This window comes from Sinomicrobium halophytocola (genome assembly GCF_052983395.1).
On sequence record NZ_JBRKIT010000047.1, the window covers coordinates 1 to 4765 of the forward strand.

The window sequence follows — 4765 nt, forward strand, 5'->3', positions numbered from 1 at the left end:
AAAACCCCCGCATCCGGAACCGTTCCGGCTGCGGAAAGTAACGTGGGAAGACGACTATGTCGATTTCCTGCACGACCAGGCCCAGGGGCCGCGATACCGGCACCTGCGAAGATGGGGGAGACAAGCCGTCCTGGTACTCCTCCTGCTATCGGCCTTCCTGTATGCCGGTCCGCTGCTGCGGCTGGCGGACAGCACCGCGGCCACGGTAGATGCCGGCACCCTGAGCCTGCTGCTGCTGGTACTGCTGGGCGTAGCCGCCTGCCACCTGCTGGCCTGCACATTGACCGCACAACTGTATCGCAGCTTCAGGCGGCTGCTGGACAGCGCTTTTACCACACATTCCTTAAAACTGAACCCATGGCAACACGTATGTATTTACCTGGCTGGCTATATCTCCTTATTCTGGGGTATGGCCCTCTGGCTCTCGCGGATGATGTAACCACACTACGCCGGGTATACACGGCCGAAGTGGGAGTCAAAGAAGCCACCGGGCAGAACGATGGCCAACGGGTAGCGGAATACCTCCGCTATACCGGCCTGGGCGAAGGCTACAACTGGTGCGCCGCATTCGTAAGCTTCTGTTTTAACAAGGCAGGTTACGCCGAGCCCCGCACCCCCTGGAGCCCCGCACTGTTCCCGGAGCGTAAGGTGATCCGGAGGAACAAAAAAGGAGGGAAGGACCAAAAAACCCCCCGTGCCGGCGATGTCTTCGGCCTCTACAATACCAGCCTAGGCCGTATAGCCCACGCCGGTTTTATAGACCGGTGGACCGCCAACTGGGCCTATACCGTAGAAGGCAACGTAGACAATGCCGTAGTACGCAAACGCCGCCCCGTCCGTACCCTTAGCGTTATTGCCCGGTGGACGGGAGATTAGATCAATTATTGAACCTTTGTGAAACGCTGGAAACCTCTGTGCGTCTCTGTGAAATAGCTATAACACAAAGCTGCACAGCGGACCGCAGAGAGGCACAGAACAAAATGTTTAACATTAAAAATTCAAAAAAATGAGACGACCAAAATTAGTAACAAACTATGGCCATCTGAGTGATGGCGACCTGGCCGTACTGGCCACCCGTACCCTGGATGCCCTGGGGACGAATACCCATTTCCCGGACCTGTACCCGCCATTTGCGGAATACGAGCCCGTGGCGCAGGATTACCTGAACAAACAGGCTGTTACCGTTGCGGGTGGTAACCTTCGGGAAACCAAGGAAAAAGACGAGGCCCGCGCCGCCCTGGTGACGATGATGCGCCGGGTAACCACGTACATCAATAACTTCAGTGACCTGGCTTCCACACAGCTCAGCTCGGGGTTCTACCCCGTAGCCAGCCCCAGGAGTATCAGTGTCCCTTCTTCCTGTGAGTGGACGCGTATCCGCGCTTCCCGGAGACCGGACGAGATATTACTGGATTTCCCGGCCATACGGGAAGCCTATGAGTACGAAAAACAGATTGCGGATGCGGTGGACGAAACAGGGCAGCCCCTATGGCAGCCTGCCGGCAGTACGTCCAGGTCCCGCGGCAATTTCTATGCCCCCGTACAGGACGGTGTGACGTATTATTTCCGGGTACGGGCGCGTAACAAGAACGGTGTGAGCGCCTGGAGCCCCGTGTCCTCGATGCGTGCCACGGTAAAGGAATGATTATGAGCACGCCACTAAAGCTATTCATCCTGGGGGCGGGTTGCTGTTTTGTGATCTGCTGCAGTACCCGGCGCCACCGGCAAAGCGAAATCAAACAGCGTTCGGAAGCACGAATAACCAACTTCCGCGCCATGTCCGTCGAACAGTTCGACAGCTTGTCGGTGGCACAGGTACACCAGACCTGGCAGGAACTGGAAGCAGTGGCTATTATGCCAGTGGGCCGGTTTAGCTATCACCGTGATTCGGGCTTTAGCGGGGAGGCTGAAAAGGTGGTGATCTATGGCCGGCGCAATGTGGCTTACGATGCGTTGCAAAACCAACGCCATAGCCATACCCGGCAGGAAAAACGCAAGCTGCGGGACAGCACCCATATCCGGGAAGCACAGCGGTACGAAGCCAAGGCCGTACAGCGTACTGGTGCCACTAGCTGGCGCTGGTGGTGGATCGCCATAGCGGTCATGGTTCTTATAGTACTTGCCCGGGTCATCCGGAAGTATTTCCGGTGGCGGAAACTATTAGGGTTTTTATTCCCGGATAAGCCCGGATAGTACCATTTAAGGGAATGCGTATACACGGAACCAGCCCCTGTATGTCGCATAAGCAACCCGGTAAGCGGCGGACTGATTTGAGTCCGCCGCTTTTGCATTTGCGTTGACATGCACAGGCAACCGGGTTTACCGCTGACCCAACTGCTTATGTATTCATCCCCTTATCTTTTTACAGCTAAGGGGATGTATCGCGCCACGTATCCATTTCCCTGGGTCGTAAATGGAGTCCTCCCGGCTGCCGGGAGGACTCCTTATGCCGTAAACCCACCCCGCGATGAAATCAACAGTAATCCGGTGAGCAGTCAACTCAAGCCGCTAGACTGTGAACATAACCCGGTAGGTGGAAAATCCAACCTATTATACCGCAAATACATCTCCCTGAGCCGTCAACCCATCCGGGTAGGTAATGAACAGCAACCCGGTAAGCGGTCAACTTAATTGCGTCTGCGGCAAATAGGGTGCCCCCGGCCGTCCACCCGTTCCCAATACAATATAACCCCAATCCTGTTAGCGGCTAAGGCAACCGGGGATGGAATCAAAAGGGGACCGGTATACGGTTAACGGGAAGGGGGCAGCTACATACGGAGTTCCCTTCAGTGTAAACGGGATTGCATTTATGGCCATTTTCCGGGTTTTAAAGCGGGAGTAACGGGTTGAATACTGTTTTGATCCTGCCACGGATATGTATGCCAGGGGGCTGTGCCTGTCATGAGGTCCGCTCTACCAATTATTCAATCACACAACGGCCGGTCAAATGGCTGCGAAGCCGGTAGCCATCAAAAAAACAACAGCGCATTAAAAACTGCAATCATGCGGAATATACTTCTTTGTAAACGACTGTCCGATCATTAGCTTTTCCGGTATATCCTTTGTGATTGGAATTATGTTTTTTTACGCTTTGATAAAGATCATTTGTGGGCCCTACTGGGTTCGAACCAGTGACCCTCCTGCTTGTAAGATATGAAATAAAACGGTGAATAGGGGGCTTAACCTTTCTTCGTTGCGAACAATTCCAGGTATTCATGGAAGGCATATAACCTACCACGCTGTGCCCCGGTAATTTCCTTGATAATACCCAGGTCCTCTAATGATGCAATAAGATTATACACAGGTCTCGGGGTCTTTTCTATGATCTCTCCAATCCTTGTAGCATCTACAATAGGTTTAGTGTACAAATATTCTATTACTTTCCTACCGTCCCCGTTTCGAGATCCTAATTCTTTTAATTTTTCATCCACTTCTTTCTGAAGTTGCATGATGGCGTTAAATGTTTGTACTCCGGATTGGGCAGTTTCAATGACGCCGGTTAAAAAGAACTTAAACCACTGTGCCAGGTCATGATGAGTTCTGACCCGCATTAAATTATCATAATACAGAATTCGGTTTCTTTCAAAGAAATCGGATAAGTATAGAATAGGCTGTTTTAAAATACCCTTACTGACCAAATATAATGTAATCAATAACCTTCCAACTCTACCATTTCCATCCAAAAAAGGGTGTATAGTCTCAAATTGATAATGAATGATGGCGATCTTCAATAAGTCGGGAAGGGGATTCAGTTCATCATTTGCAAATTTTTCAATATCGGACATTAAATCTCCTATGGTGTTATGTGTTGGCGGAATGAATACGGCATCACTTATAGATGCTCCTCCGATCCAGTTTTGGCTGGTGCGATATGCTCCGGGCAGTTTATGCTCTCCCCGAACCCCTTGCAATAATATTTTATGGGTTTGTTTGATTAACCGTGATGAAAACGGGAGGGTGTGCAACATTTTAACAGCTTCATTCATTGCAGCAATATAATTCTGCACTTCTTCCCAATCATCTCTTTTTTCAAAAGCGACATCTTCCTTTTTAAGAAACGCTTCTTCCATATTGGTTTGGGTACCCTCTATTTTGGACGATTGTGTGGCTTCTTTAGCAATATGCATGCTTATAAACAAGTCTATATTGACATATTCGGAGTACATATCCAGTCTTCCAAGTTGTCTGTCGGCCTTGCTTAACAAATTGAGTACTTCCATATGGTCTACAACCCATTCTTTATGTATTGGATTGGGTTGAAAACTTTTATAATAGCCTTGATTAATATAAATACCTGATTTAAAACCTTTCATTTCTCTGCGTATACTAAGGGAGTATGTTATTATACAAAAGTACACAAAAATATAATAACGTGTCCGGCTATTATACTTTTTTGAAATAAAGTAAAATAAGAAGTGTGTTTGTTGTACCTGAATGTTGTACCCGGGCAGAAACAAAAAAACCTCCCGGATGGGAGGTCATTTAAACTGTGGGCCCTACTGGGTTCGAACCAGTGACCCTCCCGACTGGTTAGTCGGGATGCTCAGAACCAGCAGAGCTAAGGTTTTTGGTTTGCGTTATTGATGAGTTGTTGAATTTTGTTTCTGCTCTTCCATTTTTTGATTTGTTTTTCCCTGTTCAGGGCCTCTTTTTTGGAGGGGAAAGTTTCATGATAAACGATAATCCAGTCATTGGAATTTCCGGTAAATCCTTTATGATTGGCATTATGTTTTTTTAGTCTTTCAAGGAGATTAGATGTTACGCC

The 4765-nt window shown here is 49.1% G+C and carries 6 protein-coding genes; 4 read left to right on the forward strand and 2 right to left on the reverse strand.

Annotation, left to right across the window (positions count from 1 at the left end; all coding sequences use genetic code 11):
- From ACVBDY_RS20895 to ACVBDY_RS20910, 4 genes are all read left to right on the forward strand, one after another.
- On the forward strand, positions 1–439 hold a 439-nt coding region (locus ACVBDY_RS20895; RefSeq protein ID WP_447177417.1), incomplete at its 5' end, for a hypothetical protein.
- Entirely contained in the window at positions 358–876 is a 519-nt protein-coding gene (locus tag ACVBDY_RS20900) for a CHAP domain-containing protein (protein ID WP_447177418.1), read from the forward strand. The genes ACVBDY_RS20895 and ACVBDY_RS20900, both read left to right, overlap by 82 nt.
- A gap of 130 nt (positions 877–1006) precedes the next feature.
- Positions 1007–1645: a fibronectin type III domain-containing protein gene (locus ACVBDY_RS20905; RefSeq protein ID WP_447177419.1), complete on the forward strand. Its 639-nt coding sequence runs from the start codon at positions 1007–1009 to the stop codon at positions 1643–1645.
- A gap of 2 nt (positions 1646–1647) precedes the next feature.
- On the forward strand, positions 1648–2193 hold the full coding sequence (locus tag ACVBDY_RS20910; protein ID WP_447177420.1) for a hypothetical protein: 546 nt from the start codon (positions 1648–1650) through the stop codon (positions 2191–2193).
- 986 nt (positions 2194–3179) lie between these two features.
- Here the strand turns inward: ACVBDY_RS20910 and ACVBDY_RS20915 are convergent.
- Together ACVBDY_RS20915 and ACVBDY_RS20920 are read right to left on the reverse strand one after the other, a co-directional pair.
- Positions 3180–4313: a Fic family protein gene (locus tag ACVBDY_RS20915; RefSeq protein WP_447177421.1), complete on the reverse strand. Its 1134-nt coding sequence runs from the start codon at positions 4311–4313 to the stop codon at positions 3180–3182.
- Between the two features lie 245 nt (positions 4314–4558).
- A partial coding sequence (locus ACVBDY_RS20920) for a GIY-YIG nuclease family protein (RefSeq protein ID WP_447177422.1) occupies positions 4559–4765 on the reverse strand: 207 nt, incomplete at its 5' end.